The sequence below is a fragment of the Microbacterium azadirachtae genome, from assembly GCF_025583665.1.
GTDB classification, from domain to species: Bacteria; Actinomycetota; Actinomycetes; order Actinomycetales; family Microbacteriaceae; genus Microbacterium; species Microbacterium azadirachtae.
This window is the reverse complement of sequence record NZ_CP099706.1, coordinates 2,098,629-2,123,641: the sequence shown is the minus strand read 5'-3', so window position 1 is coordinate 2,123,641 and position 25,013 is coordinate 2,098,629. Positions and strand designations below refer to the sequence as shown.

The 25,013-nt window shown below is 70.6% G+C and carries 23 protein-coding genes; 15 read left to right on the top strand and 8 right to left on the bottom strand.

Going from position 1 to position 25,013, the window contains the following annotated elements:
• Nucleotides 1–36: 36 nt before the first annotated feature.
• Nucleotides 37–312 carry a hypothetical protein gene (locus NFX31_RS10120; protein ID WP_262955623.1) on the bottom strand — a complete coding sequence of 92 codons (276 nt, stop codon included), beginning with the start codon at nt 310–312 and terminating at the stop codon, nt 37–39.
• 120 nt (nt 313–432) lie between these two features.
• Here NFX31_RS10120 and NFX31_RS10115 point away from each other — a divergent pair, with 120 nt between their 5' ends.
• The 6 genes from NFX31_RS10115 to ilvC all read left to right on the top strand — a co-directional run bounded on the left by NFX31_RS10115 (nt 433) and on the right by ilvC (nt 7,810).
• Nucleotides 433–1,677 carry an MFS transporter gene (locus tag NFX31_RS10115; protein WP_045251835.1) on the top strand — a complete coding sequence of 415 codons (1,245 nt, stop codon included), beginning with the start codon at nt 433–435 and terminating at the stop codon, nt 1,675–1,677.
• A 73-nt stretch (nt 1,678–1,750) separates the two neighbouring features.
• Nucleotides 1,751–3,169: an alpha,alpha-trehalose-phosphate synthase (UDP-forming) gene (locus NFX31_RS10110; RefSeq protein WP_045251836.1), complete on the top strand. Its 1,419-nt coding sequence runs from the start codon at nt 1,751–1,753 to the stop codon at nt 3,167–3,169.
• Entirely contained in the window at nt 3,166–3,957 is a 792-nt protein-coding gene (gene otsB, locus NFX31_RS10105) for a trehalose-phosphatase (RefSeq protein ID WP_262955622.1), read from the top strand. Before NFX31_RS10110 ends, otsB begins: the two co-directional genes overlap by 4 nt.
• Nucleotides 3,958–4,381: 424 nt before the next feature.
• Nucleotides 4,382–6,184: an acetolactate synthase large subunit gene (locus NFX31_RS10100; RefSeq protein ID WP_045251838.1), complete on the top strand. Its 1,803-nt coding sequence runs from the start codon at nt 4,382–4,384 to the stop codon at nt 6,182–6,184.
• A 3-nt stretch (nt 6,185–6,187) separates the two neighbouring features.
• The gene (gene ilvN / locus NFX31_RS10095; protein WP_045251839.1) at nt 6,188–6,697 is read left to right on the top strand and encodes an acetolactate synthase small subunit; all 510 of its coding nucleotides are present in this window, start codon (nt 6,188–6,190) and stop codon (nt 6,695–6,697) included.
• Between the two features lie 84 nt (nt 6,698–6,781).
• Nucleotides 6,782–7,810 (top strand): ketol-acid reductoisomerase, encoded by a 1,029-nt coding sequence (gene ilvC, locus NFX31_RS10090; protein WP_045251840.1) that lies wholly within the window; start codon nt 6,782–6,784, stop codon nt 7,808–7,810.
• A 135-nt stretch (nt 7,811–7,945) separates the two neighbouring features.
• On the opposite strand, the gene NFX31_RS10085 is transcribed toward ilvC, so the two are convergent.
• The 4 genes from NFX31_RS10085 to NFX31_RS10070 all read right to left on the bottom strand — a co-directional run bounded on the left by NFX31_RS10085 (nt 7,946) and on the right by NFX31_RS10070 (nt 12,776).
• Entirely contained in the window at nt 7,946–9,070 is a 1,125-nt protein-coding gene (locus NFX31_RS10085) for an ABC transporter ATP-binding protein (protein WP_091477250.1), read from the bottom strand.
• Nucleotides 9,067–10,719, bottom strand: coding sequence for an ABC transporter permease (locus tag NFX31_RS10080; protein ID WP_091477248.1), 1,653 nt, complete (start codon nt 10,717–10,719; stop codon nt 9,067–9,069). The genes NFX31_RS10085 and NFX31_RS10080 overlap by 4 nt, the downstream gene beginning before the upstream one ends.
• A gap of 9 nt (nt 10,720–10,728) precedes the next feature.
• Nucleotides 10,729–11,781: an iron ABC transporter substrate-binding protein gene (locus NFX31_RS10075; protein WP_091477246.1), complete on the bottom strand. Its 1,053-nt coding sequence runs from the start codon at nt 11,779–11,781 to the stop codon at nt 10,729–10,731.
• A 131-nt stretch (nt 11,782–11,912) separates the two neighbouring features.
• Complete coding sequence (locus tag NFX31_RS10070; RefSeq protein ID WP_262955621.1) at nt 11,913–12,776, bottom strand: amidohydrolase family protein; 864 nt, start codon at nt 12,774–12,776, stop codon at nt 11,913–11,915.
• A 77-nt stretch (nt 12,777–12,853) separates the two neighbouring features.
• On the opposite strand from NFX31_RS10070, the gene NFX31_RS10065 reads away from it, so the two are divergent.
• Nucleotides 12,854–13,531: a FadR/GntR family transcriptional regulator gene (locus NFX31_RS10065; protein WP_262955620.1), complete on the top strand. Its 678-nt coding sequence runs from the start codon at nt 12,854–12,856 to the stop codon at nt 13,529–13,531.
• Between the two features lie 23 nt (nt 13,532–13,554).
• Here the strand turns inward: NFX31_RS10065 and NFX31_RS10060 are convergent, their stop codons facing one another.
• Together NFX31_RS10060 and NFX31_RS10055 are read right to left on the bottom strand one after the other, a co-directional pair.
• A complete protein-coding gene (locus NFX31_RS10060; protein ID WP_045251891.1) occupies nt 13,555–14,325 on the bottom strand; it encodes an SDR family NAD(P)-dependent oxidoreductase in 771 nt (256 codons plus the stop codon).
• Complete coding sequence (locus NFX31_RS10055) at nt 14,322–15,182, bottom strand: fumarylacetoacetate hydrolase family protein (protein ID WP_091477244.1); 861 nt, start codon at nt 15,180–15,182, stop codon at nt 14,322–14,324. The genes NFX31_RS10060 and NFX31_RS10055 overlap by 4 nt, the downstream gene beginning before the upstream one ends.
• Before the next feature lie 168 nt (nt 15,183–15,350).
• Here NFX31_RS10055 and NFX31_RS10050 point away from each other — a divergent pair, with 168 nt between their 5' ends.
• Genes NFX31_RS10050 through NFX31_RS10035 form a run of 4 tightly spaced genes read left to right on the top strand, consistent with a single transcriptional unit; the run spans nt 15,351 to nt 19,433 of the window.
• A complete protein-coding gene (locus NFX31_RS10050) occupies nt 15,351–16,658 on the top strand; it encodes an L-fuconate dehydratase (protein WP_091477242.1) in 1,308 nt (435 codons plus the stop codon).
• The gene (locus NFX31_RS10045) at nt 16,651–17,664 is read left to right on the top strand and encodes an aldo/keto reductase (protein ID WP_262955619.1); all 1,014 of its coding nucleotides are present in this window, start codon (nt 16,651–16,653) and stop codon (nt 17,662–17,664) included. Before NFX31_RS10050 ends, NFX31_RS10045 begins: the two co-directional genes overlap by 8 nt.
• Nucleotides 17,665–17,708: 44 nt before the next feature.
• On the top strand, nt 17,709–18,128 hold the full coding sequence (locus tag NFX31_RS10040; protein WP_262955618.1) for an RbsD/FucU family protein: 420 nt from the start codon (nt 17,709–17,711) through the stop codon (nt 18,126–18,128).
• Between the two features lie 36 nt (nt 18,129–18,164).
• Nucleotides 18,165–19,433, top strand: a complete 1,269-nt coding sequence (locus tag NFX31_RS10035; RefSeq protein WP_262955617.1) for an alpha-L-fucosidase — start codon at nt 18,165–18,167, stop codon at nt 19,431–19,433.
• A gap of 26 nt (nt 19,434–19,459) precedes the next feature.
• On the opposite strand, the gene NFX31_RS10030 is transcribed toward NFX31_RS10035, so the two are convergent.
• The gene (locus NFX31_RS10030) at nt 19,460–20,623 is read right to left on the bottom strand and encodes an ROK family transcriptional regulator (RefSeq protein ID WP_091477232.1); all 1,164 of its coding nucleotides are present in this window, start codon (nt 20,621–20,623) and stop codon (nt 19,460–19,462) included.
• 209 nt (nt 20,624–20,832) lie between these two features.
• Here NFX31_RS10030 and NFX31_RS10025 point away from each other — a divergent pair, with 209 nt between their 5' ends.
• From NFX31_RS10025 to NFX31_RS10010, 4 genes are all read left to right on the top strand, one after another.
• The gene (locus NFX31_RS10025) at nt 20,833–22,092 is read left to right on the top strand and encodes an ABC transporter substrate-binding protein (protein WP_262955616.1); all 1,260 of its coding nucleotides are present in this window, start codon (nt 20,833–20,835) and stop codon (nt 22,090–22,092) included.
• A 64-nt stretch (nt 22,093–22,156) separates the two neighbouring features.
• Nucleotides 22,157–23,101, top strand: a complete 945-nt coding sequence (locus NFX31_RS10020; protein ID WP_258955313.1) for a carbohydrate ABC transporter permease — start codon at nt 22,157–22,159, stop codon at nt 23,099–23,101.
• Nucleotides 23,091–24,017, top strand: coding sequence for a carbohydrate ABC transporter permease (locus NFX31_RS10015; RefSeq protein WP_262955615.1), 927 nt, complete (start codon nt 23,091–23,093; stop codon nt 24,015–24,017). Before NFX31_RS10020 ends, NFX31_RS10015 begins: the two co-directional genes overlap by 11 nt.
• Nucleotides 24,014–24,997: an ROK family protein gene (locus NFX31_RS10010; RefSeq protein WP_262955614.1), complete on the top strand. Its 984-nt coding sequence runs from the start codon at nt 24,014–24,016 to the stop codon at nt 24,995–24,997. Before NFX31_RS10015 ends, NFX31_RS10010 begins: the two co-directional genes overlap by 4 nt.
• Nucleotides 24,998–25,013 lie beyond the last annotated feature (16 nt).

Below are 25,013 nucleotides of genomic sequence, written 5' to 3'. Positions count from 1 at the left end.
CGCCGCGGATCGGTCGGGCGGAGGGCCCGCGGGGGCTCAGCTCTTCTTCTGGGCCTTCTGCTCGGCCTTGAGCGCCTTCTTGGCGCGCTTGAACTGCACCGGCGCGACCGGTGAGTCGAACGACACCGTCTCGCCGCGCTCGTCGCGGCGGAAGTCGACGATCGCACCGATGGCGAGGGCGATCGTGATGCCCCAGCTCAGCCAGGCCAGCACGGCGCGCCACGTGATGGGAGCGTCGCGGGTGCCGCGCAGCAGCGCGATCCCGCTGGTGATCGCGCCGAACAGACCGCTTGCGAAGAGGTAGTTGCGCATGTCACCACGCTACCCTGGTGACATCACCGTTGTGCATTACCGGCCGCCGGCTCTTCCGGCGGAAAGCGGCGGCACCTGATCCGCGTCGCTCTCGCGGCGGCGCCAGAGACCTCCTCCGCCATGACTTCGCCGCACACTCCTCCCGCCACCGTCGCCCCGAGCCTGTTCCGGCGGGTGGGACTGCCCTACTTCCTCATCGCCTTCATCGCCCGCCTTCCGTTCGCGATGATGGTCGTCGGCGTGCTCACCGTGGTCGTGGCCGCGCGGGATTCGGTGGGGCTCGGCGGCCTGACCTCCGCGGCCGTGGGCATCGGCACCGCCTGCTTCGGTCCGCTGCTGGGAGCCGCAGCCGACCGCCGAGGACAGCGGATCGTTCTCGGCATCGTCGCCGTGGCCAACGCCGCGGCGCTCATCGGCTTCACCCTCGTCGTCTACTCGCCGGCGCCGGAGCCCCTCGTGCTGCTGAGCGCCTTCGCGATCGGCGCCACCGCGCCCCAGGTCTCGCCGATGTCGCGGTCGCGCCTGGTCACGATCATCGCCGAGCGCATCCCGGAGGAGCGCCGCGCGCGTACGACGTCGTCAACGATGTCGTACGAGTCCGCGGCCGACGAGACCGTGTTCGTGTTCGGCCCGTTCCTCGTGGGGGTGCTCGCCACCGGCATCGCGCCGTGGATGCCGCTCGTGATCGCAGCCGCGCTGATCCTCGTGTTCGTCGGCGCCTTCGCCCTGCATCCGACCGCCGCGCAGGTGTCCGCGCAGCGCGGTGCCGACGGGCGCGCCACCTCCCGCGTGTCGGAGCTGTTCCGTCCGCGGCTGCTGATCGTGGTGGTCGGGATGCTCGGGGTGGGCGTGTTCTTCGGCGCGATGCTCACGTCCCTCACGGCCTTCATGACCGAGCACGGCCGTCCCGAGGAGGCGGGACTCCTGTACGGGGCGATGGGGGTCGGATCCGCGATCCTCGCGCTGGGGGTCGCGTTCCTGCCCGCGCGGTTCACGCTGCCCGGTCGCTGGCTGCTGTTCGCGGGCGTGCTGTTCGGCGGCAGCCTGATCCTGCCGAGCGTGCACGACGTGACGGGGATGCTGATCGCCCTGGCGGTGATGGGATGCGGGATCGGGCCGACGCTCGTCACGCAGTTCAGCCTCGGGGCGGCGTTCGGCCCGGCCGACCGATCTGCCACCGTGATGACGATGCTCGGATCCGCGCTGGTCGTGGGTCAGGCGATCGGAGCAGTGGTCACGGGGCAGATCGCGGACGCCGCGGGGGCGCAGCCCGCCCTGCTGCTGCCGGTGATCGCGGCCGGTCTCGTGCTGGCGGCCGGCGTCGTGAACGCCGTGCTGGCGCGCCCGCGCCACGCCGCCGTGTGACGTGCGGCGTTCCCCGCGGTCGCGGGTTGGCTAGCCTGAGGGGAGCAGCCCCCGCTGCCGTGAGGAGCGTTCCATGCCTACGTCCACCCCCACCTCGTCGTTCGTGATCGTCGCCAACCGCCTTCCCGTCGACCGTGTGCAGGGCCCCGACGGCTCCGAGGTCTGGCGCCGCTCCCCGGGCGGCCTGGTCGCCGCGCTCGAGCCCGTGATGCGGGCCGTCGACGGGGCCTGGGTCGGCTGGGCCGGACAGCCCGACCTCGAGCTCAAGCCGTTCACCGAGGACGGCATCCGCCTGCTCCCGGTGCCGCTCTCCGCCCAGGAGGTCGAGGAGTACTACGAGGGCTTCGCCAACGACACGATCTGGCCGCTGTACCACGACGTCATTGCGCCCCCGCAGTTCCATCGCGAGTGGTGGGACGCCTACGTCCGGGTGAACCGGCGCTTCGCCGACCGCGCGGCGAGCGCGGTGTCCGAGGGTGGCACCGTGTGGGTGCACGACTACCAGCTCCAGCTCGTCCCCGCGATGCTGCGCGAGCGCCGGCCCGACCTCACGATCGGGTACTTCCACCACATCCCGTTCCCGGCGCACGGCCTCTATGCCCAGCTGCCGTGGCGCGACCAGGTGCTGCAGGGCCTCCTCGGCGCCGACGTCGTCGGCTTCCAGCGTGCGCAGGACGCGACCAACTTCCTTGCCGCCGTGCGGCGTCGCCTGCGGCTGGACGTCAAGGGATCCACCGTGTCCGTGCCGTACGGCGGCCCGCGCACCTCCGTCGCCCGGGCCTTCCCGATCTCGATCGACACGACGCCCTATGTCGAGCTCGCCGCCCGTCCGGACGTCCGCGCCAGGGCCGCGGAGATCCGGGAGGGGCTCGGCAACCCGAAGAAGATCCTCCTCGGCGTCGACCGCCTCGACTACACGAAGGGGATCCGGCACCGGATCAAGGCCTTCGGCGAGCTGCTGGATCAGGGGCGCATCTCGGTCGAGGACGTGACGCTCGTGCAGGTCGCGAGCCCCAGCCGTGAGCGTGTGGACGCCTACGTGCAGCTGCGCGACGAGATCGAGCTCGCGGTCGCCCGGATCAACGGTGACCACGACACGATGGACCACACGGCGATCCGCTACCTGCACCAGGGCTTCCCTCGGGAGGAGATGGTGGCCCTCTACCTCGCGGCCGACGCGATGCTCGTCACCGCCCTGCGCGACGGGATGAACCTGGTCGCGAAGGAGTACGTCGCCACCCGCGGCGATCACCGCGGCGTGCTCGTGCTGAGCGAGTTCACGGGCGCGGCCGACGAGCTGCGCCAGGCCGTGCTGGTCAACCCGCACGACATCGAGGGGCTCAAGGACGCGATCATGCAGGCGGTGGAGATGCCTCCGCGCGAGCAGGCGCGCCGGATGAGGGCGCTGCGCAAGCGGGTGCTGGAGAACGACGTGAACGCCTGGTCCCAGGAGTTCCTGACCGCCCTCGAGAACGTACGGAGCAGCCGATGACGCGCGACTGGATCCCCGCAGGCGAGCCGGATCCCGCGCTCGCGGAGATCGCCCGCACGCCGCGCCTGCTCGTAGCGCTCGACTTCGACGGCACCGTGTCGCCGCACGTCGCAGATCCGATGGCGGCCAGGGCGCTGCCGGCGGCCGTCGCCGCGGTGAAGCGCCTGGCAGCGCTTCCCGAGACGTTCGTCGCGTACGCCTCCGGCCGGAGCCTGCACGACCTGCGCGAGATCACCGAGCACGAGGACGGCTCGCCCATCCTGCTCGCGGCATCGCACGGCGCGCAGTTCTGGTTCCCCGACACCGGGGAGGAGACGGATCTCTCCTCCGAGCCGGCGGACCAGGCCGAGGTCGTCTCCGAGCTGCGGGCGCTGATCGCCGATCTCGACGGCGTGGTGCACGAGCCCAAGACTTTCGGCTTCGGCGTGCACACCCGCACGGCCGCGCCCGGGCAGGAGGAGATCGCGTTCCTGCGCGTCGAGAAGTGGGCGGCCGAGCGGATCCCGTCCTGGCGCAGGCGCACCGGCCACCACCTGCGCGAGTTCTCCTGGCGCGACGAGGGCAAGGACGTGGCGCTCGCGCGGCTGCGCGCGCACGTGCACGCGACCGGGGTGCTGTTCGCCGGCGACGATGTCACCGACGAGGACGGCATGCGCACGCTGGGACCCGCGGACCTCGGCGTGCGGATCGGCACGGGGGAGACCGCGGCGACACTGCGCGTCCCGGATCCGGCCGCGTTCGCCGGTCTGCTCCACGCGCTGGCCGAAGCGCGGGCGGCCGCGCAATAGACTGCTTCCATGCGCGCGCAGCACGGTTCCGGTCGTCCGGTCGTCGCGCGCGCGGGCGTCCAGGGCCGCCGCGATCATGCGTTAGGCTTGATGCACGTTCGATCCGTGATCGGCACAACCGGATCCCGGATGGAACGCAGAGCTTCGGCGGCCTCGCAGGCCGTCGGGCGCGATGGTGATCTGATTCGGGTCGATATCGCGGCTCGCGCTCTCGGCTCACTCGCCGGGACGCCAGAGCCGGGCTCCTTCCGCGACGAGGTTCGTCGCGACGCAGAGCCGACCTCTCCGCGCTGCACCCGAGGCGTTCCAGCCCCCTTTTCCCGACCCGTGCGGCCCGCTCCCGGCGGACCGGGTCGGACAGTCGTCCGCGGCAGGACTCCGTCCTCCCGCTTCCGCCGATCGTTCATCACCGCAAGGAACCTTCATGACCGCTGATACCGCTCCAGCCGTCCCTCGTCCGCCTGCTCGTCCGACGGCGGCCCCCGTTCTCACCGGCGCGCAGGCCGTCGTCCGCTCCCTCGAGCTCCTCGGGGTCACCGATGTGTTCGGCATCCCCGGCGGGGCGATCATGGAGGTCTACGACCCGCTGATGGCGTCGACCGAGCTCCGTCACATCCTCGTGCGTCACGAGCAGGGCGGGGGCCACGCGGCCGAGGGCTACGCGACCGCCTCCGGAAAGGTCGGCGTCACCATCGCGACGTCCGGCCCCGGTGCGACCAACCTGGTCACCGCGATCGCCGACGCCTACATGGACTCCATCCCGATCGTCGCGATCACCGGCCAGGTCTTCTCCCGTCTGATGGGCACGGACGCGTTCCAGGAGGCCGACATCGTCGGCATCACGATGCCGATCACGAAGCACTCGATCCTGGTCAAGCGCCCGGAGGACATCCCCGGCGCCATCGCCGCGGCGTTTGAAATCGCCAGCACGGGACGTCCTGGCCCCGTGCTCGTGGACATCACCAAGGACGCGCAGCAGGCCACCGCGCCGTTCGTGTGGCCGCCGAAGTACGACCTGCCCGGCTACCGTCCGGTGACGAAGGCGCACGGCAAGCAGATCCAGGCCGCGGCGACGCTGCTCGCCGAGGCCAAGAAGCCGGTGCTGTACGTGGGCGGCGGCATCATCCGCGGCCGCGCGTCGGAGGAGCTGCTGGCGCTCGCCGAGCTCACCGGCGCCCCGGTCGTGACCACCCTGATGGCCCGCGGCGCGTTCCCCGACTCGCACCCGCAGCACGTCGGCATGCCCGGCATGCACGGCACGGTGCCCGCCGTGCTGGCGCTGCAGGAGGCGGATCTGCTGGTCGCCCTCGGCACCCGGTTCGACGACCGCGTCACGGGCAAGGCCGAGCTGTTCGCGCCGAACGCCAAGGTCGTGCACGTCGACATCGACCCGGCCGAGATCTCCAAGATCCGCACCGCCGACGTCCCGATCGTGGGCGGCGTGCGCGAGGTCATCACCGATCTGGAGGCGGCGTTCCGCGGCCTCACCGGCGGGGCCAAGGGCGACATCGAGGAGTGGTGGGCCTACCTCGACGGCCTGCGCGCCGAGTTCCCTCTCGGCTACACGGCTCCCGAGGACGGCCTGATGTCGCCGCAGCACGTGATCCAGCGGATCGGCGAGCTCACCGGCCCCGAGGCGGTCTACGCCGCGGGCGTCGGCCAGCACCAGATGTGGGCGGCGCAGTTCATCAAGTACGAGCGCCCCAACTCCTGGCTGAACTCCGGCGGCGCCGGCACCATGGGCTACGCCGTGCCCGCGGCGATGGGCGCCAAGGTCGCCGAGCCGGAGCGCGTGGTGTGGGCGATCGACGGCGACGGCTGCTTCCAGATGACCAACCAGGAGCTGGCGACCTGCGTCATCAACGACATCCCGATCAAGGTCGCGATCATCAACAACTCCTCCCTCGGCATGGTCCGCCAGTGGCAGACCCTGTTCTACGAGGGCCGGCACTCGAACACCGACCTGAACACCGGGCACGGCACGATCCGGATCCCCGACTTCGTCAAGCTCGCCGAGGCGTACGGCTGCCTCGCGATCCGGGTGGAGAAGGAGGAGGAGATCGACGCCGCCATCAAACTGGCCCTCGAGACGAACGACCGTCCCGTCGTGATCGACTTCGTCGTGAGCGCCGACGCCATGGTGTGGCCGATGGTGCCGCAGGGCGTCAGCAACAGCTACATCCAGTACGCGCGCGACCACGCGCCCGCCTTCGACGAGGAGGACTGATCCATGTCCACGCATGTGCTGAGCCTCCTGGTGGAGGACACCCCGGGCATCCTGACCCGCGTCGCGGGCCTGTTCGCGCGCCGCGGCTTCAACATCGAATCCCTCGCCGTGGGCGTGACCGAGGTGCCGGGCGTCTCCCGTATCACGGTCGTCGTCGACGTCGAGGAGTTCCCGCTCGAGCAGGTGACCAAGCAGCTGAACAAGCTGATCAACGTCATCAAGATCGTGGAGCTGGAGCAGAACTCCTCCGTGCAGCGCGAGCACATGCTCATCAAGGTGCGCACGGACAACAACAGCCGCTCGAACGTGCTCGAGGTCGTGAACCTCTTCCGCGCGTCCGTCGTGGACTACGCGCCCGAGGCGCTGGTGGTCGAGGTCACCGGCGACAAGGGCAAGGTGGACGCGCTGTTGAGAGCGCTCGAGCCGTTCGGCATCAAGGAGCTCGCCCAGTCGGGCCTGCTCGCGATCGGCCGCGGCGGCAAGAGCATCACCGAGCGCGTGCTGCGCAGCTGACCCCCCCCGATCTACGAAACCCCGCCGGTCCCTGAGCCTGTCGAAGGGCCCGGCCCCCAGAACCCCAACAAGGAGAAACACACAGTGAGCACCGAGATCTTCTACGACGCCGACGCGGATCTGTCGATCATCCAGAACAAGAAGGTCGCGATCGTCGGCTACGGCTCGCAGGGCCACGCGCACGCGATGAACCTGCGCGACAGCGGCGTCGAGGTCGCGATCGCCCTCAAGGAGGGCTCGCGCTCGATCGCCAAGGCGGAGGAGGCCGGCTTCCCGGTCAAGACCGTCGCCGAGGCCACGCAGTGGGCCGACCTGATCATGATCCTGGCGCCCGACCAGCACCAGCGCGGCATCTACAGCGAGTCGATCGCGCCGAACCTGACCGCGGGCAAGACCCTCGCGTTCGCGCACGGGTTCAACATCCGCTTCGGCTACATCGACGCGCCCGAGGGCGTGGACGTCATCCTCATCGCCCCGAAGGCTCCGGGTCACACCGTGCGTCGCGAGTTCGTCGCCGGCCGCGGCATCCCGGACATCATCGCCGTCGAGCGCGACGCGTCGGGCAACGCCTGGGCCACCGCACTCTCGTACGCGAAGGCGATCGGCGGCACCCGCGCCGGCGTCATCAAGACGACCTTCACCGAGGAGACCGAGACCGACCTCTTCGGCGAGCAGGCCGTGCTCTGCGGTGGCATGAGCCACCTCGTGCAGGCCGGCTTCGAGACCCTCACCGAGGCGGGCTACCAGCCGCAGATCGCCTACTTCGAGGTGCTGCACGAGCTGAAGCTCATCGTCGACCTGATGTGGGAGGGCGGCATCGCCAAGCAGCGCTGGTCGATCTCCGACACCGCCGAGTTCGGCGACTACGTCTCGGGCCCGCGCATCATCGACGCCGGTGTGAAGGAGCGCATGAAGGAGGTCCTCTCGGACATCCAGTCCGGCGCCTTCGCGAAGCGCTTCATCGAGGACCAGGACAACGGCGCGGTCGAGTTCCTCGCCCTTCGCGAGAAGGAGCAGGGCCACCCGATCGAGGCCACCGGCAAGGAGCTGCGCGCTCTGTTCGCCTGGAAGTCGCAGGACGAGGACTACGTCGAGGGCAGCGCCGCGCGCTGACCCTCGCCTCACCGGAACGGGCGTCCCTGCGGGGGCGCCCGCTCTGTGTCTTCGGGGGAGGGTCTACGCGTTTCGTGTCGGTCGCCTGCGGGCGTCCTCGCTCAACGGCCCCAGAGGGGACTGCGGGGGCCGGGGCTATGCCGGGAACGCCACGCCCTCGCCGACCACGCGCAGCGCGACCCGCTGGCCCGGCCGGGCGAGAGCCGGGTTCGCGTGCCGGATCGTGATGACGGGCGGCACCGGATCCAGGCGCGGATCCGCGTCCGCGCGCGGCTCGAGCCGGATGCGGGCGGAGGTCTCGGATCCGAAGTACACGCCCTCCTCGACCGTCGCGCGGATCGGGGAGTCGGCGACGAGCTGCACCTGCTCCGGACGCAGCATGAGCTGGACCCGGCCCTGCGCCGGGGGATTGCGCACCGGCACGTAGCCGAGCGCGCACGAGGCCAGGGAGCCGTCGAGCCAGGCGTCCAGCACGATCGCCTCGCCGAGGAACTCGGCCACGCCCCGATCGGCCGGGCGGGTGTAGACGACGAACGGGTGCCCGGTCTGCACGAGCCGTCCGTCGCGCATGACCGCGACCTGATCGGCGAAGCTGAGGGCCTCGGACTGATCGTGCGTGACGAGCAGGGTGGTGGTCCCGGCATCGGTGAGGATCCGCGCCACCGCCTCACGCGTCGCCGCGCGCAGGCCCGTGTCGAGCGCAGAGAAGGGCTCGTCGAGCAGCATCAGCTCGGGCTTGCGGGCGAGCGCGCGGGCGATCGCGACGCGCTGCTGCTGACCGCCGGAGAGCTGGTCGGGACGCCGGTCGGCGACGTCACGGGGCAGGGACACCAGGTCCAGCAGCTCGGACACGCGACGGCCCCGCTCCGCGCGGGACAGATCGTCCAGGCCGAAGGAGATGTTGCGCGCGACCGAGAGATGCGGGAACAGGCCGCCGTCCTGCGTCACGTAGCCGATGTCGCGACGGTGGACGGGAACCCAGGATCCGGGCCCGGCGACGGTCGTGGATCCGAGCACCACCTCGCCGCCCGAGGGGCGCTCGAAGCCGGCGATGATGCGCAGCAGCGTCGTCTTGCCCGAGCCCGACGCGCCGACGACGGCCGTGATGCCGCCGTGCTGCACAGCGAGGTCCACGCCGTGCAGCACCTGGTGCCCGCCGTAGGACGCGGTGACTCCGGCGATCTGCAGGTGCGCGGTGGGGAGCGGTCCGGTGCCGGGCGAGGGCACGGCGCCGAGGGATCCGAGGTTGCGCGCGGTCATGCGGTTTCCGCCTTCGAGGATGCGGTGGTTTCCGGTTCGACGGCGGCCGGGTCGGCGGCGCGCCCGGTGGACAGGACGGCCGATTGCCGGAAGAGCAGGTACGTCATGGGTGCGGACAGCACGATCAGCAGTGTCGCATAGGGGGCTGCGCCGGCGAAGTCGATCTCGCTCGACAGGCTCCAGAACCGGGTGGCGAGCGTCTGCACGCCGATCGGCGAGAGCAGCAGCGTCGCAGTGAGCTCGCCGGCGACGGCGAGGAACACCATCGCGAGGGCGGCGGCGGTCGCGGGTGCGACCAGGCGCAGGGTCACGCCCAGGAACGCGCGTGCCGGACGCCGGCCCAGGGCCTGCGCCGCCTCCTCGAGGCTGCGCGGCGCCTGCGCGATGCCCGCCTGCAGCGGCACCAGCGCGCGGGGGAGGAAGAGCAGCGCGTACGCGATGAGCAGCAGCGCCGTGGTCTGGTACAGCGCGGGCACGAAGAAGAGCGACACGGTGACGAGCGCCAGCGCGAGGACGATGCCCGGCATGGAGCTCGTCACGTAGTTGGTGCGCTCCAGCAGCCGGCTGAACGCACCGGGCCGGCGCACCGCGAGCCAGGACAGCGGGAAGGCGGCGAGGACGGTGACCACGCCGCCGCCGAGCGCGAGACCGAGGGTCTGCAGCAGCGTCGGCACGAGATCGGGCGCCGTCCAGACCCCCGCGCCTCCGTACGCCAGCCACCCGCCGATCACGACGGCGGGCACGCCCAGCGCGGCGATCCCGAGCGCGAGCAGAGCCAGCTGTGCCGGGATCTGCCATCCCCGCAACCGGATCCGGCGGGGCGGTGCGGCGGTGCCGGATCCGATCCGCGCGTAGCGGGCGCGTCCGCGGGCCCGGCTCTCCAGGAGGAGCAGGGCGAAGCACAGCAGCATCAGCACGCCCGAGAGCATGCTGCCCGCCGAGCCGTTGAACGTGGAGCGGTACTGGTCCATGATCGCGGTCGTGAAGGTGTCGAACCGGATCAGCGCGAACGCGCCGTACTCGCTGAGCAGATGAAGGCCCACGAGCAGCGCCCCGCCCAGCAGCGCGAGCCGAAGCTGCGGCAGCACCGTGCCGAAGAACACCCGCACCGGACTGCGCCCGAGGCTCGCCGCGGCCTGCTCGAGTGCGGGATCCAGCCGGGCCAGTGCCGCACGCACCGGCAGATACACCAGGGGGAAATACGACAGCGTCGCCAGCAGCACACCGGATCCGAGTCCGGCGAGCGACGGGATCGCCGACACCCACGCATAGGAGTTCACGAAGGCGGGGATCGCGAGCGGCATCGCGAGCACCGCTCCCCAGGCGCCGGCGCCCGCGAGCGACGTGCGCTCCACGAGCCAGGCGCCGCCCACGCCGATCACCGCGCACAGCGGCACGGTGATCGCGACCAGCAGCACGGTGTTCGTCAGGAGCTCGCCGACGCGGGGCCGCAGGATCAGGGACGCCGATTCGGCCCAGCCGATCTGCGCCGCTGTGGTGACCACGAAGATCAGCGGCAGCAGGGAGAGCGCCGCGACTACGACGCCCGCGGCGATGACGAGCCACGATCCGGTGCTGCGGGAGACGCCGCGGGGCGGCCGGAGCCGTTGCGCTCCGGCCGCCCGTCGGGAGGTGGTCGTCGTGGTGATGTCTGCGCCTTAGAGCAGGCCCGCCTGGGTCATCAGATCGGTGACCTGCTTGGAGTTCAGCGTAGCCGGGTCGATGGTCGGCGCCTGCAGGTCCTTGAGCGGGACGAGCTTCGGGTTGGCGGCGACGCCGGATCCGACCGGGTACTCGAACGAGGTGCCCGTCTGCAGGATCTTCTGTCCCTCGGGGCCCGTGACGAACGCCAGGAACTTCTGCGCCGCGGCCTGGTGCTTGCTCGACTTCAGGACGCCGCCGCCGGACACCGACACGAACGCCCCCGGATCCTGGTTCTTGAAGTAGTGCAGCTGCACGTTCTTCGAGTTCTCGCCGGTCGCCGCCTGATCGCCGAACCAGTAGTAGTGGTAGATGACGGCGCCGTCGATCTCGCCGGCGTTGACCGCCTTCATCGCGGTGGAGTTGCCCTTGTAGGCGACCGAGTTCGTCTTCATGGCCTTCAGCCACTCCTCGGCGGCGTCGGCGCCCTTGAGCTGCACGAGCGCCGAGACGATGGCCTGGAAGTCGGCGCCGGAGGGCGATGCGGCCCAGCGGCCCTTCCACGACGGGTCGGCGAGATCCATCAGGGACTTCGGCAGCTGCGCCTCGGTGAGCTTCGACGTGTTGTAGGCGAACACGGTCGAGCGGGCCGCGATGCCGACCCACTTGCCGGAGGACGGACGGTACTCGGTGGGGACGTTCTTGAGCGCCTCCTCACCCGGCGAGGTGAACAGCCCTGCCTTCTCGACGGCCGACATCGAGGGCGAGTTCTCGGTGAGGAACACGTCGGCGGGGGAGCGGTCGCCCTCCTGGATCAGCTGCTGGGACATCTCGGTGTCGTCGCCGTTGCGCACCTGGACCTTGATGCCGGTCGCCTTGGTGAAGGCGTCGATCCAGGACTTGGTGAGCTCCTCGTGCTGGGCGTTGTAGACCGTGATGGTCTGCCCGGCGAGGTCGTCGCCCCCGGAGGTGCTGGACGTGGGCGCGGAGGAGCCGCTGCACGCGGTGAGCGCGAGGGCGACGGCGGAGGCCGCAGCCGCGGCGGAGAGCAGTCGGAGGGAACGGTTCACGGGGAGTCCTTCAGGCGGGAGTGGTGCGAGAGTCGCGACTCACATCATAGGTAAGGCAATCCTCACCCGCCAATCCGGTGACTTTCCTGTGAGACCCGCATCGCGGACGGCGAGAGCGCCCGTGAGGGCGATCACGTCAGGCCGTAGAACCGCGCGGCGTTGCCCCAGAAGAGGTCGTCGGCGTCCAGGTCGCGGTGCGCGGCCCAGTCCTCGACCGTCCGCGCCCAGAGCTCGCGGCGCTCCGGCCGGTAGCCCGCGTCGCCGGCGGCGACGGCGGAGACGGGCCAGTCGCTGCCCCAGAGCAGCCGATCCGGTCCGAAGGCCTCGGCCGCCGCGTCGAGGAACGGGTTGACCTGCGCGCCGTCCCAGTCGCCGCCGGACTCGGCAGGGAGGCCGGAGAGCTTCACCGACACGTTCGGATGCGCGGCGAGCTCACGGATCCCGCGCATCCACGCCGCGTCGGGCGCCTGGGGTCGCGAGGGGGTGCCGACCGCGGGCTTGCCGAGATGGTCGAGCACGATCGCCAGGTCGGGCACGGCCGCGGCGAGAGCCGACACGTCCGGCAGCTGGGGGGCGCGCACGCACGCGTCGAAGCGCAGTCCGCGCGCCGCGAGAGCCTCGGCCCCGGCGAGGAAGGCGGGTGTCGTCGCCGTCGCGAGAGGCTCTCCCTGCAGCAGATGACGCACGCCGACGACGAGCGCGGTCTCCGCGAGGGCGTCGAGGTGCTGGATCGTGGCCTCGCCGCGATCGAGTCGTGCGCCGGCCACGATCCCGATGACGCCCGTGTCCGCGGCCGTCTCCGACACCCAGCGCACCTCGTCGAGGAACTGGGCCTGCACGCACTCGGCCTGCACGAAGACGGCGGCCGTCTCGGTGCCCGCCGGCGCCTGCGCGAGCTCGTCCGCGGTGAAGCGGTTCGCGAGAGGACCTTCGAGCCAGTCGTAGTCGAGCCGGGACGGATTCCACAGGTGCAGATGGGAGTCGAGGACGCGCATGGTCACATCCTTCCGCATCCCGGTCCTCGGCGTGCCGTAGACATCCGATGAATGCGCGAAGCGCATAGGATGACGCCATGGCAGTGACCGACGAGGCGATCGAGAAGATCAAGGCGATGATCGTGTCGGGCGAGCTCGGCCCGGGAGATCGGCTGCCGCCCGAGAAGGAGCTGGCCGAGCGCCTCGGACTCTCCCGCAACTCGATGCGCGAGGCCGTCAAGGCCCTCGAGGTCATCCGCGTGCTCGACGTGCGCCGCGGCGACGGCACCTACGTGACCAGCCTCGAACCGCACCTGCTGCTCGAGGCCATCACCTTCGTGATCGACATGCACGACGACGACTCCCTGCTCGAGCTCTTCGCGGTGCGCCGGATGCTCGAGTCGCAGGCGACGGGGCTCGCGGCCACGCACGGCGATGCCGAGGCGATCGCCGCGCTGCAGGCCGAGATCGCCGGCGTCGACTCCGGCGTCTCGATCGACGACCTGGTCGCCCACGACATCCGATTCCATCGGGAGATCGTGCAGATGACCGGCAACGGCTACCTCGCGAGCCTCATCGAGAGCCTGTCCAGCCAGACCATCCGCGCGCGGGTGTGGCGCGGCCTCACCGAGCAGGGCGCGGTGGAGCGCACGCTCTCGGAGCATCGTGCCATCGCCGATGCGATCGCCCAGCACGACCCCGCCCTCGCGACGTCGCTCGCGACCGCCCACATCGCGGGCGTGGAGCGCTGGCTGCGCCAGGCCGCCCAGGCCTGAGGCCGGCACCACGCGCCGGCAGCCTACTCGGCGCGCAGGCGGAGCTGCGCCATGCCGCCGTCGACCTCGATCGACGTGCCCGTGGTCGAGCCGGAGGCCGGGCTGACCAGGTACGCGACGGCGCCGGCGACCTCGTCCGGCGACACCAGCCGGCCATGCGGCTGACGTGCGTTGAGCGCGGCCCGCTCGGCCGCGGGGTCGGCGGCGGCGTCCAGCAGACGACCCACCCACGGGGTGTCGGCGGTGCCGGGGTTGACGGCGTTCACGCGGATCCCCTCGCGCAGGTGATCCGCGGCCATCGCACGGGTGAGAGCCGACACGGCGCCCTTCGACGCCGAGTAGAGTGCGCGCTGGGGAAGGCCTGTGGTGGAGGCGATCGACGCGGTGTTGCAGATGGCCGCCGCGGGGGACCGGCGCAGCCACGGCAGCGCCGCCGCCGACACGCGGGCGATGCCGGTGACGTTGATCGACAGCACGCGTGCCCACTCGTCGTCGTCGTTGGCCGCGACGTCGCCCTGGGCGCCGATGCCGGCGTTGTTCACGAGGATGTCGATCCGACCGAAGCGCTCGCCGATCGCGGCGACGGCGGCGTCGACGCTCGCGCGGTCGGACACATCCGCGGTGAAGGCGGCGAAGTGCGGATCCGCACCGGCGACGTCGCGGTCCAGCACGGCGATCTGCGCACCCTGCCCGTGCAGCTGCGTCGCGATCGCCGCGCCGATGCCGGACGCGCCGCCCGTGACGATCGCGACGAGCCCCTCCAGCGGCGCTCCCTGAGTCTGTCGAACGGTCATGCTCGTGCCTCCCATGCGGTGAATTCCTGACGCTGGCTGCCCAGCCCCTCGATGTCGATCTCCACCACGTCGCCGGGGCGGAGGTAGGGGAACCTGCCGCCGAACGCCACGCCCTGCGGCGTGCCGGTGAGGATCAGGTCGCCCGGCTCCAGCGTCATGTACTGCGAGATGTGATGCACGATCTCGGCGACGGAGAAGATCATGTCGCTCGTCGACGAGTCCTGGCGGGGCTCGCCGTTCACGAAGCTGCGCAGACGCAGGTTCTGCACGTCGACCTCGTCCGGGGTGACCAGCCAGGGGCCGGTCGGGTTGAAGCCGAAGGCGGCCTTGCCCTTGGACCACTGTCCGCCGGACACCTCCATCTGGAACGCCCGCTCGGACACGTCGTTGCACACCACATAGCCGGCGATGTGGGCCGCGGCCTCGTCGGGGGAGTCGAGGTATGCGGTGCGTGCGCCGATCACGACGCCCAGCTCCACCTCCCAATCCGTCTTCTCGCTGCCGCGCGGGATGGTCACCGCGTCGTCCGGGCCGACGACCGTGTTCGGGGTCTTCAGGAACAGGATCGGCACCGCAGGCGGCTCCGCCCCGGACTCGCGGGCGTGCGCCGCGTAGTTCTGGCCGACGCAGATCACGGCGCTGGGCCGGACGATCGGCGCGCCGATGCGCAGGTCCTCTGCGCCGGCGAGCTCGGGGAGGCGGCGCGAGGCCAGCGCGGCCTGCGTGCGCCCGACGGGGTCGGCGGCGAGGAAGTCACCGTTCACATCGGAGGTCACCGGCCTCAGATCGTAATGGCGGCCATCGACGATGACGACGGGGATCTCGGATCCGGGATCGCCCAGACGCGCGAACTTCATGGTTCTCCTGCCTTCTCAGGGGGACGGGCGGGAGCCGGCGCGACGAACAGTCTGCGAAGGATCCCTGCGTTGACAGTATAGACATCGGATGTTTACACTCCAACTGTCACGCAGTGCCCGGTCATCCGAGCCGGCGCTCCGCGACACCCGGCCCAGAACAGGAGAACCGTGAGCCGTATCGTCGCGCTGGAGACCAGCGACATCCGCTTCCCCACGTCGCTCAGCCTCGACGGCTCTGATGCGATGAACCCCGATCCCGACTACTCTGCGGCGTACGTGATCGTGCGCACCGACGCGGAGGACGGGATCGAGGGGCACGCGTTCGTGTTCACGATCGGCCGCGGCAACGACGTGCAGGTCGCGGGCATCGACGCGCTCGCCGGGCATCTGGTCGGACGCGAGGTCGAGCCGCTGCTCGACGACATGGGCGGCGTCTTCCGCGAGCTCATCGGCGACTCGCAGCTGCGCTGGCTCGGCCCGGAGAAGGGCGTCATGCACATGGCGATCGGCGCCGTGATCAACGCCCTCTGGGACATCAAGGCCAAGCGGGCGGGCCTGCCGCTGTGGCAGCTGCTGAGCAGGATGACCCCCGAGGAGATCGTCGATCTCGTCGACTTCCGCTACCTCACCAACGCCCTCACCCGCGACGACGCGCTGGCGATCCTGCGCGCGGCGGAGCCCGGTCGCGCAGACCGCGAGCGGGAGCTGCGGGCGACCGGCTACCCCGGGTACACGACGAGCCCCGGCTGGCTCGGCTACTCCGACGAGAAGCTCGAGCGGCTGGCGCGCGAGGCCATGGCGGACGGCTTCACGCAGATCAAGCTCAAGGTCGGCGCGGACCTCGACGACGACATCCGTCGCTTCCGCAAGGCCCGCGAGGTCTGCGGCCCCGACTTCCCGATCGCGATCGACGCGAACCAGCGCTGGGAGGTGTCCGAGGCCATCGCCTGGGTCAACGCGCTCGCCGAATTCCACCCCGCCTGGATCGAGGAGCCGACGAGCCCCGACGACGTCCTCGGGCACGCCGAGATCGCGCGCGGCGTCGCGCCGATCCGCGTCGCCACCGGCGAGCACGCGCAGAACCGCGTCGTCTTCAAGCAGCTGCTGCAGGCCGAGGCGATCCAGGTGATGCAGATCGACGCCGTGCGAGTCGCCGGCGTCAACGAGAACATCGCGAACCTGCTGCTCGCCGCGAAGTTCGGCATCCCGGTCTGCCCGCACGCGGGCGGTGTGGGACTGTGCGAGGCCGTGCAGCATCTCTCGATGTTCGACTTCGTCGCCGTCTCCGGCAGCCGGGAGGGGCGCATGATCGAGTACGTGGATCACCTGCACGAGCACTTCGTGGTGCCGACCGACATCCGCGGCGGCTCGTACACGGCGCCGATCACGCCGGGCAACGGCATGGAGATGAAGAGCGCCAGCCGTGCCGAGTACGCCTGGACCGGCGAGCACCGGACGGAGGGTGTCCATGTCTGAGCGGCCGACCGCATCCGGCACCCTCTCCGCCGACTCCCGCCGTTCCGCGTCCCGCAGCGGCGTGGCGGCCCTGGGCTACGGGGCCGCGAACGTGGGGAACCTGTTCCGGCCGCTGACCGACGAGCAGGCCTGGGCAGTGCTCGACGCGGCCTGGGAGAGCGGCATCCGTGCCTACGACACCGCCCCGCACTACGGCCTCGGACTCTCGGAGCGGCGGCTCGGCGCGTTCCTGCGCACCAAGCCGCGCGACGAGTACGTGCTCTCCACCAAGGCCGGCCGCCTTCTGCGTCCCAATCCCGACCACGTCGAGGGCGGGCTCGACACCGCCAACGACTTCTTCGTGCCCGACGAGCTCCGCCGCGTGTGGGACTTCTCCGCGGACGGCATCCGCGCCAGCCTCGACGAGTCGCGCGAGCGCCTCGGGATCGAGCGGATCGACATCCTGTATCTTCACGACCCCGAGCGCCACGATCTGGATCTGGCTCTCGCCGAGGCGTTCCCCGCCCTCGAGGCGCTGCGCGCCGAGGGGCAGGTCGGCCGCATCGGCATCGGGTCCATGACGGCCGACGCCCTGACGGCGGCCGTCCGCTCGGCCGACCTCGACACGATCATGGTCGCGGGACGCTACACGCTGCTCGAGCAGCCGGCCGCCGCGGAGGTCATCCCCGCGTGCGCCGAGCGGGGCACGCGCATCGTCGCGGCGTCGGTCTTCAACTCCGGCCTCCTCGCGCAGGACGAGCCGCAGCGCTCGGGGCGCTACGAGTACGGCGCCCTGCCGGAGGAGCTGTGGCATTGCCTGGTGCGGATCGCCGACGTGTGCCGTGCGCACGGCGTGCCGCTGCCCGCCGCCGCGATACAGTACCCGCTGCAGTCGCCGGTCGTGGAGGCCGTCGTGGTCGGCGGCAGCCGGCCGGAGCAGCTCCGTCAGAACGCCGAGCTGGCGGCGCTCGAGATCCCCGCCGACCTCTGGCGCGACCTGGCCGACCAGGGCCTCATCCCGGCCTGACGCAGGCCGCGCAGCGACAGCAACCGCAGGACGAGAGGAAGCGCATGCTCGAAGGAATCCACCCGCTGCTCACCGGTGAGCTGCTGCTGCATCTGGACCGGATGGGTCACTCCGACGCGGTGGTCGTCGCGGACGCGCATTTCCCGGCGTGGGCGCTCGGCGCGCGCGTCGTGGATCTGCCCGGCACGACGACGCCCGCCGTGGTCGCGGCGATCCGCTCGGTGCTGCCGCTGGACGATGCGCCGGGGATCGACCTGATGACCTCGGCCGACGGCGACGTGCTGGACGTGCAGCGAGAGCTCATGGACGCCGCAGGCACCGACGAGGACAGCACGCGCTTCGTGGAGCGCTTCGCCTACTACGACGTCGCCCGCGGCGCGTACCTGGTGGTGCGCACGGGGGAGACCCGCAAGTACGGCAACGCCCTGCTTCGCAAGGGCGTCGTCGGCCACCCTTCCGCCTGAGCGGATCCGCCGAGGATCAGAGGAGAACGAGCAGAGATGCGACAGCAGTGGTTCGATGAGGCCCGGTTCGGGATGTTCGTGCACTTCGGCCTGTACAGCGGGGCCGCCCGGCACGAATGGGTGCAGAACTACGAGCGCCTGACCGCGGAGGAGTACCGGGTGTACTTCGACCATTTCGACCCCGACCTGTTCGACGCCGTCGCGCTCGCGCGTCGGGCGAAGGCGACCGGGATGGGGTACGTGGTCCTCACCACCAAGCACCACGACGGGTTCTGCCTGTGGGACTCGGCGCTGACGGACTACACGTCGGTGACCGCCTGCGGCAGGGATCTCGTCCGCGAGTACGTGGACGCCCTGCGCGCCGAAGGCCTTCGCGTGGGCCTCTACCACTCGCTGATCGACTGGCATCACCCGGACTTCACCGTCGACGCGAACCACCCGCGTCGGGACGACGAGGTCGAGCACGAGCGCAACGCCGGGCGGGACATGGCGCGTTACCGCTCCTACCTGCACGGGCAGGTGCGGGAGCTGCTCACCCGGTACGGCGACATCGACTACCTGTTCTTCGACTTCACCTACCCGGAGGGATCCGGCGGGTGGGCCGGCAAGGGCCCGCAGGACTGGGATGCGGATGGGCTGCTCGCGCTGTGCCGCGAGCTGCAGCCGCAGATGCTCGTGAACGACCGTCTCGGCATCGCCGCCGACTTCGTCACGCCGGAGCAGTATCAGCCGACGGCGCCGATCGTCGTGGACGGGGTGCCCCAGGTGTGGGAGGCATGCCAGACGATCAACGGCTCGTGGGGGTACCACCGCGACAACCACGACCAGAAGTCCGCGGTGCTGCTCGCGCAGATGCTGGCCGATTCGGTCTCGATGGACGGCAACATGCTGCTCAACATCGGTCCCGACGGACGGGGGAGCATCGCGCCGCGGGACGAGGCAGTGCTCGCCGAGCTCGGCGAGTGGATGCGCCTGCACCGCTCCGCGATCGTCGGCGCCGGTCACGCGGCCTACCCTGCTCCCCGCGAAGGGGTCTACACGCGCCGCGGCGACCGCCTCTACCTGCACCTGTTCTCGTGGCCGCTCGGCTATGTGCATCTCGAGGGGCTCGCGGGCCGCGTCTCCTACGCCCGGCTGCTGAACGACGGATCCTGGCTGAAGACCTCGGTCACGGATCCCGAGCAGCAGGCGACCCTGATGACCCCGGCGGGGGAGGCCGAGGGCACGCTGACCGTGCATCTGCCGGTGCGCCGCCCCGACGTGCTGATCCCCGTGATCGAGCTCACGCTCGCGCCGGGGGCCTGAGCGCCCCCGGTCACGCCGGCGACGCGTCAGGCGACCGGGTCGACCAGTTCCATCGCCAGGCGCGCCGCTCCGTAGAGCGCCGCGTCGGGACCCGTCCGCGCGGACTCGATACGCAAGGTCTGGGTGGCGAGCGGATGGCACGCCTCGTACACCCGGCTGCGCACCGCGGCGAGGAAGGGTTCGCTCGCGCTCATGCTCCCCGTGAGGAACACGGCGTGCGGGTTGAAGAAGTTGACCACGCCGGACAGCACCTGGCCGAGGTGCGTACCGGCCGTGCGCACCAGCGTGGTGGCGATCGGATCTCCGTTGCGCGCCAGCTCCAGCACCTCGGCGGCGCCGGCGGCGGCCACGCCGCGCTCGCGCATCTGCCGGACGAGGCCCGCCCCGCTCGCGATGGTCTCCAGACAGCCGTGGTTGCCGCAGGAGCAGGGGATGTCCGCGGCTTCGGCGACGCGCGTGTGGGTGATGTCGCCGGCCGCGGACGTGGCACCGCGGTGCACGGCACCCGCCACGATGATGCCGCTGCCGATGGCGGTCCCCGCCTTGACGGTGATGCTGTGCTGGTGGCGAGCGAGGCTGCGATGGTGCTCGCCCAGGGCCATGAGGTTCGCATCGTTGTCGACCACGGCGGGAACGCCGAAGCGCTCGGCCAGCGCGTCGCCGACGCGGAATCCTGGCCAGCCCGGCATGCGGGAGGGCTGATCCACGCGGCCGGACTCGAAGTCGACCGGCCCGGGGAGCGCCATGCCCACTGCTCGGATGTCTGCATCGTCGGCGAGATCGCGCAGACCGGCCTCGACGAGCGCGAGCGTCGCCTCGGGACCGTCCGCGATCGTGATCGGAATCGTCGCCGTCCGGTCGAGGTGGCCGCCGAGATCGAGCAGTCCGAGTCGGGCGTGCTCGCCGCCCAACTCCGCGGCCAGTACGCGATGCGGCGTGCCGCCCAGGGAGAGACGGCGTGCGCGGCGTCCTCCCGAGGACTGAGCCTGACCGTTCTCCCTCAGGACTCCGGCGTCAACGAGCTCCTGGACTCGCAGGGAGACGGTCGACGGGGCGATTCCGAGCAGTCGGGCGAGGTCGGATCGCGACAGTGCTTCGCCGCGCGTCACCAGTTCCACGATCTGCCGGGCGTGGTCACCAGACGCTGCGGGTTCGCGGCGGTCCGTGGACCGGTCTGCGGACTGTGTCATGACACTTCCTTCGAGGTCGAATGAAGATCACTCTAGCGGAGTGTGTCCATCGTGCCGGGAATCATCACGGAAATCTCACGATCGAGTGCAGACATCCGATGTTCGGATGGAGTTTCTCGCGTTTATCTGACAGGATGAAGGCATAACCCCGAATTACTTCGTTCGAACTCAAACGAAGCAAGATCTGTTCGTGCCTGAGGAGGCATTCAATGAAGAAGACGCACCTCGTCCCTGTGGCGGCGTTCACCGTGGGCGCCGCCCTCGTCCTGACCGGCTGCGGAGGTTCGAGCAGCAGCGCCGGCGGCGACGACAAGACCGTCGTGGTCGACATGTGGGCCGGATCCGCCGACGACACCAAGGCGCTGCAGGCGCAGGTCGACGTCGCCAAGAAGCAGAACCCGGATCTGAAGATCGAGCTGCGCACCGCCCCCTGGAACGACTTCTTCACGAAGCTCACCACCAACATGGCCTCGGGCAACATGGCGTGCGTCACCGGGATGAACAGCGGCATGCTCTCCAGCTACACCTCCGGCTTCCAGAAGCTCACCGCGGACGACCTGAAGGCCGCCGGCCTCAAGGAGAGCGACTTCGCCGCCGGCACGACCGAGATCCTCAAGAACAAGGGCGAGCTCTACGGCCTGCCGTTCGACACGGCCACGATGCTCGTCTACTACAACGCGGACCAGCTGAAGGCCGCCGGCGCCGCCGAGCCCAAGCCGGGCTGGACCTTCGACGACTTCGAGAAGACCGCCAAGGCGGCCACCCGCGACGGCAAGCAGGGCTTCGCCGTCGGCATGGGCGACTTCCAGTGGCAGGCGCTGCCGATCGCCAAGGCGGGCGTGCAGCCCGCGACCAAGGACGGCAAGCTGCAGCTGACCGACAAGAAGTTCTCCGACGCCGCCACCTGGTACGCGGGCCTGGTCGCCGACCAGAAGGTCGCCCTCCCGGTCGCCAGCGCCTCCGACGGCGGCTGGGGCGAGGACCAGTACTCCAACGGCAACGCCGCGATGGCCGTGGACGGCACCTGGAACGCCGTGAGCTACCTGAAGAACCAGGCGGGCTTCACCGCCGGCATGGCGCCGCTGCCGGGCGAGGGCAAGGACTCCCTGAGCCTCATCCTCGGCTCGGGCTACGGGATCTCGAAGACCTGCAAGAACAAGGACGCCGCGCTCAAGGTGCTCGGCTCGCTGCTCAGCAAGGACTCGCAGGACTACATCGCCTCCTCGGGCCGCAGCTACCCGGCGCGCACCGAGAGCCAGCCGCTGTACTTCCAGTCCATCGACGAGAAGTTCCGCCCGCAGGTGGAGGAGGTCTTCAAGGCCGCCTTCGCGAACGTGCAGGGACAGTACGTCACCGACAACTGGTCCAAGGTCGGCAGCTACATCCAGCCGCAGCTGGTGAGCGTCTACAACGGCCAGACCCCCATGTCCGAGGTGCTCAAGAACGCCCAGGACCAGTTCGGCAAGTGATCGACTCCCGGCCCGGCGGATCCGTCCGCCGGGCCGGGACACCATCCCGGAAGAAGGAGGAACGGTGACCATCGCCGCATCCCGCCGCCGCGCGTCGCAAGGCCGTCGCGGTTCCTCGCCCCGTCGCGGCTCCCTGAGCCGCACGGAGGGCCGTCAGGCGCTCGGCTTCGCGAGTCCCGCCCTGATCGGCCTCGCCGTCTTCACGGTCGTGCCGGTCGTGCTCTCCATCGTGATGAGCTTCTACAACTGGCCCACCTTCGGCGACAAGACGTTCAACGGCGTGGGCAACTACATCAAGCTCTTCACCGCCAGCCCCGACTTCTGGCCGGCGATGCGCAACACGGCGGTGTTCACCGTCGTCTACGTGCCGCTGAGCATCGTGTGCTCGCTCATCCTCGCGATGGCGCTCGGACCCCGGATCCGCGGCCGCGGTGCCCTGCGGGTGCTGTTCTTCATCCCGGTCGTGACCCCCATGGTCGCGAGCGTGCTGGTGTGGAAGATGATGCTGCAGCCGCAGGGGCTGTTCAACGGCATCGCGCAGGGCTGGTTCGGCATGAAGCTCCCGAACTTCCTGGCCGACCCGTTCTGGGCCATGGCGATGGTGATCATCATGAGCGTCTGGCAGGGACTCGGCTACAACATGCTGATCTTCTCCGCGGCGCTCGAGCAGCTCCCGGAGTCGGTGATCGAGGCGGCCAGGATCGACGGCGCCTCCGGATTCCGGATGCAGTGGAGCGTCGTGGTCCCGATGATCTCGCCGTCGATCTTCTTCGCGACGATCATGACGATGATCACATCGCTGCAGGTGTTCGCCCAGCCGCAGCTGCTCACCGGCGGCGGGCCGGGCAACGCGACGCAGCCGCTGGTCCAGTTCATCTACAACCAGGGCTTCAAGTTCCAGGACCTGGGCATCGCCGCCGCGGGAGCCTGGATCCTGTTCGCGCTCATCATCATCATCACCGCGCTGCAGTTCGGCGCGCAGAAGAAGTGGGTGCACTATGAGCACTGACCTGCAGCAGGCGGCGATCGCCGATTCGACCGAGGCCGTGGTCGTCCCCGCCGAGGATCGCGTGAAGCGGCCGAAGGCGCCGTTGTCCGGCGGCGAGCGCACCCGCCTGATCATCGCCCACGTGTTCGTCTACCTCGCCGCGCTGATCTTCGTGTCCCCGCTGGTGTACTCGTTCTTCTCGGCGCTCAAGCCGAACAACGAGATGTTCTCCATGCCGCCCAAGCTCATCGGATCCGAGATCCGGTGGTCCAACTTCGCGGACGTGTTCGCCTACGGTCCGTTCCTCACCTACATCGGCAACTCGTTCTTCGTCGCGATCGCGGGCACCCTCGTCGTGCTGATCGTGTCGACGACTGCGGGGTACGCCTTCGGACGGCTGCGGTGGAAGGGGCGCGACGCCGTGTTCGTGCTGTTCCTCGCGACGCTCATGGTCCCGGCCGAGGTGCTCGTGATCCCGATGTTCCAGGTGATGCAGTGGCTCAACTGGGTGGACACGTACCAGGCCCTCATCTTCCCGTTCGCGTTCACCGCGTTCGGCACGTTCCTCATGCGCCAGTTCTTCCGAGGCATCCCGTACGAGCTCGAGGAGGCGGCCCGGGTCGACGGCGCCGGGCCCGTGCGCTCGTTCCTGCAGATCATCCTGCCGCTGGCGAAGTCCGCCGTCGCGGTGCTGTCCGTCTTCACGTTCCTGTCCTTCTGGAACAGCTACCTGTGGCCCCTCATCGTCACGGTGGACTACAACGCGCACGGCACGCTCCCCGTCGGCCTGGCGACGTTCTCGGGTCTCACCGGCACGCGCTGGGATCTGCAGATGGCCGCGGCGATCATCTCGATGGTGCCGACCACGGTCCTCGTGATCGTGCTGCAGAAGCACCTGGTCAAGGGCATCGCGATGGCGGGGCTCGGCGGACGATGAGCGATCACGCAGGAACCCGGACCGCCGAGCCCGGGAGCGCCGTCGCGCCCGCGATCGCGGGCATCGACATCGGCGGGACCAAGATCTCTGCGGTGCTGACCGACGCCGAGGGAGCGCTGCTCGCGAAGGGCGTCGTGCCGGCCCCGGCGTCGGAGGGCGGGCCCGCGATGGCCGACGCGGCCGCCGACCTCGTGCTGCGGCTGTGCGACGCCCTCGGCGCGTCGCTCGCCGGCGCGGGTGTGGGGGCGGCGGGGGTGATCGACCAGGAGCGCGGCGTCGTCGTCGCCGCCTCTGCGACCTTCACGGGCTGGACCGGCTTCCGGCTCGCCGACGAGCTCGTGGCCCGCCTCGATGTCCCCGTGTGGATCGAGAACGATGTGAACGCCTTCCTCCTCGGCGAGCTGCGCTGGGGCGCCGCGCGCGGCGCGAGCGATGTGCTGGGGATCATGCTCGGCACCGGCGTCGGCGGGGCGATCGCCCTGCACGGCGCGCTGCACCACGGCACGCACGGGGCGGCCGGGGAGATCGGGCACACGCCGGGGTTCAGCGCTCTGCGCTGCACCTGCGGGCAGACCGGCCACCTCGAGACGCTCGCCTCCGGCACCTCGATCGCCCGCCGCTATCGCGAGGCCACCGGGACCGGGGCGACGACTCCCGAGATCGCGGACCGCGCCCGCGCCGGCGAGGCGTCGGCACGCGCCGTGTTCGACGACGCCGCCCGGGCGACCGCGCTCGCCGCCTCCACCACGGCATCGCTGCTCGACCTCGATCTCGTGGTCGTCGGCGGCGGTGTGCACGCCGCGTGGGACCTGCTCGAACCCGGCATCACCGAGACCCTCCGCAGCGACGGCCCGGTCTCCGGCATCCCGCTGCGCGTGGTGCCGGCGGAGATCTCCGCCGACGCCGTCGCGCGCGGGGCCGCGGCCCTCGCCGCCGCCCGGCTCGCCGACCCCGAGACGACACCGCTCGTCGCCGTCTGATCCGTCCGCATCCCGA

Coding starts and splice junctions, on each gene's coding strand:
- ilvN (WP_045251839.1), top strand. CDS start 6,188: ATGTCCACGCATGTGCTGAGCCTCCTGGTGGAGGACACCCCGGGCATC.
- NFX31_RS10110 (WP_045251836.1), top strand. CDS start 1,751: ATGCCTACGTCCACCCCCACCTCGTCGTTCGTGATCGTCGCCAACCGC.
- NFX31_RS10070 (WP_262955621.1), bottom strand. CDS start 12,776: ATGCGCGTCCTCGACTCCCATCTGCACCTGTGGAATCCGTCCCGGCTC.
- NFX31_RS10100 (WP_045251838.1), top strand. CDS start 4,382: ATGACCGCTGATACCGCTCCAGCCGTCCCTCGTCCGCCTGCTCGTCCG.
- NFX31_RS10115 (WP_045251835.1), top strand. CDS start 433: ATGACTTCGCCGCACACTCCTCCCGCCACCGTCGCCCCGAGCCTGTTC.
- NFX31_RS10025 (WP_262955616.1), top strand. CDS start 20,833: ATGAAGAAGACGCACCTCGTCCCTGTGGCGGCGTTCACCGTGGGCGCC.
- NFX31_RS10045 (WP_262955619.1), top strand. CDS start 16,651: ATGTCTGAGCGGCCGACCGCATCCGGCACCCTCTCCGCCGACTCCCGC.
- NFX31_RS10055 (WP_091477244.1), bottom strand. CDS start 15,182: ATGAAGTTCGCGCGTCTGGGCGATCCCGGATCCGAGATCCCCGTCGTC.
- NFX31_RS10040 (WP_262955618.1), top strand. CDS start 17,709: ATGCTCGAAGGAATCCACCCGCTGCTCACCGGTGAGCTGCTGCTGCAT.
- NFX31_RS10120 (WP_262955623.1), bottom strand. CDS start 312: ATGCGCAACTACCTCTTCGCAAGCGGTCTGTTCGGCGCGATCACCAGC.
- NFX31_RS10015 (WP_262955615.1), top strand. CDS start 23,091: ATGAGCACTGACCTGCAGCAGGCGGCGATCGCCGATTCGACCGAGGCC.
- NFX31_RS10065 (WP_262955620.1), top strand. CDS start 12,854: ATGGCAGTGACCGACGAGGCGATCGAGAAGATCAAGGCGATGATCGTG.
- NFX31_RS10060 (WP_045251891.1), bottom strand. CDS start 14,325: ATGACCGTTCGACAGACTCAGGGAGCGCCGCTGGAGGGGCTCGTCGCG.
- NFX31_RS10010 (WP_262955614.1), top strand. CDS start 24,014: ATGAGCGATCACGCAGGAACCCGGACCGCCGAGCCCGGGAGCGCCGTC.
- NFX31_RS10035 (WP_262955617.1), top strand. CDS start 18,165: ATGCGACAGCAGTGGTTCGATGAGGCCCGGTTCGGGATGTTCGTGCAC.
- NFX31_RS10030 (WP_091477232.1), bottom strand. CDS start 20,623: ATGACACAGTCCGCAGACCGGTCCACGGACCGCCGCGAACCCGCAGCG.
- otsB (WP_262955622.1), top strand. CDS start 3,166: ATGACGCGCGACTGGATCCCCGCAGGCGAGCCGGATCCCGCGCTCGCG.
- NFX31_RS10085 (WP_091477250.1), bottom strand. CDS start 9,070: ATGACCGCGCGCAACCTCGGATCCCTCGGCGCCGTGCCCTCGCCCGGC.